We start from the raw sequence: 1,684 nt of genomic DNA, 5'->3' as shown, positions 1-1,684 counted from the left end.
TGCGGTAGGTGCCGATGATGTGGCCGGCGCCGTAGAAGACGAAGTTCTGGCCCTTATAGCGGAAGGTCGTCGGCGAGGCGCCGGCCCCCTTCATCACCGCGTCGGCCGGCGGCTGGGTGTACTCGGTCGCGCCCAGCGCCTGGAATATCTGGGTCGACACCTGCTTGGCCGAGACGAAGGCGTTGCGCACGTAGTCTTCGCGGATGCGGTAGGTCACCTGCGGCCGCGGCAGGCCGAGGTGGTCCTTGTACTGGCTCGACAGCGTCACCCGGTTGTCGGGATCGGGCAGTTGCTCGATCAGATAGCCCAGGCGCAGTTGCCGGATGTAGACGGCGTTGAGCGTGTTCACCAGCTTGGAACCGTAGAGCTGGCTGAACGCTGGCAGGTTCGGATCGAATCGCAGCTTCTGTCCCTGCGCGTTGACCGAGTTGCCGTTGAGCTGGCTGTTGTTCTGGCCGAACACGAAATCGGCCAGGGTGGTGTTGGGATCGTTGGCCGCCCAGTTCCAGCCCTCGTTGCCGATCTCGATGCGATAGGCCGCGCGCTGGTTGCGGAACGCGCCGTCGCGCGCGGCTTCGATGCCCGAGGTCGCCAGCGGCCCGCGATAGGCGTAGATCGGATCCTTGGCCAGGCCCCAGGCCAGGTACATCACATGGTCCATCAGGTTGCGCCCAACCTGGCCGGAGCCGTTGGCCACGCCGTTGGGCCAGCCGGGGTTGCGGTTGGACATCAGCAGCAGCTTCGGCGTTTCGATCGCGTGCGCGGCCAGGATGTAGCGCTTGCCCACCGCGGTGCCGCTGCCGGTGGCCGGCCCGGTCTGGGTGTCGTAGGTCAGAAAGTCGATGCCGCTGACCTGCTTGCCGCTGAGGCGGATGTTGCTGGCCACGGCCTGGTACTGGATCTGCACGTTGCCGGTCTGCAGCGCCTGGGCCAGGGTGACGCTGCCGTCGTACTTGGCCTGGATCGGGCAGATCGGAATGCAGTTGGTGTTGCCTGCGCACTGGCGGCGGTTGCCCGGGCGCGAGTTGCGCCCCTGCGGCGTCGGCGTGACGAACAGCGAGATGCCGTCCACCGTCAGCGAGGTCACCTTCTGCTGGTAAAGCGCGTCGTTGAGCGACATCACGATGCCCGGCATCGGGAAATCGTAGTTCGGCCCGTACACGCCGTCGGGCTGCACGTTGAAGGTCTTGTACAGCGTCACCATCGCATCGCGGTCGCTGGACACGCCGATCACTTCGGTCGCGGCGCGGTAATACGGCAGCAACTGGTTGTAGAACTTCGCGCCGCCGGGCCAGTCCACGCCCTGGCCGTACTTGCTCTTGAGCTGGAAGTCGTTGGGCAGGTGCATCAGCGAGGTGCCCAGCCACTGCCAGGTGGTGCCGCCGGCGACGCGCTCGTAGGAACTGCCGAAGGCGAAGGTCATCTGCGGATCGGTCGGCGAGGTCACCGCCTGCGGGCCGTAGATGAAATAGCACTGCTTCGGGTTCTGCCAGGCGTTGATCTGCAGCACCGTGTAGCGCGGCGTGTTGAGCGTGGCCGGATCGGGCTGGCCGAGCGGATTGCCGTCGCTGCCGGGGCCCTGCAGGGTCGGCGGATACGGCGATTCGGGGGTCTTGGCGTTGGCGGTGAAGAACGTCTGCAGATAGTCCTCGCGGCTCTTGGGCACCGGCGGCCCGCCTTCGAG

1 protein-coding gene is annotated in these 1,684 nt (G+C 66.3%); it reads right to left on the bottom strand.

Going from position 1 to position 1,684, the window contains the following annotated elements:
* Positions 1 to 1,666: GMC family oxidoreductase (locus AB0D94_RS37775; RefSeq protein WP_362062498.1), on the bottom strand; the 1,666-nt coding region annotated here is incomplete at its 3' end.
* Positions 1,667 to 1,684 lie beyond the last annotated feature (18 nt).

The sequence above is a fragment of the Streptomyces sp. NPDC048255 genome (assembly GCF_040652415.1).
In the GTDB taxonomy this organism is placed as follows: domain Bacteria; phylum Actinomycetota; class Actinomycetes; order Streptomycetales; family Streptomycetaceae; genus Streptomyces.
This window is presented reverse-complemented; position numbering and strand designations above follow the sequence as displayed.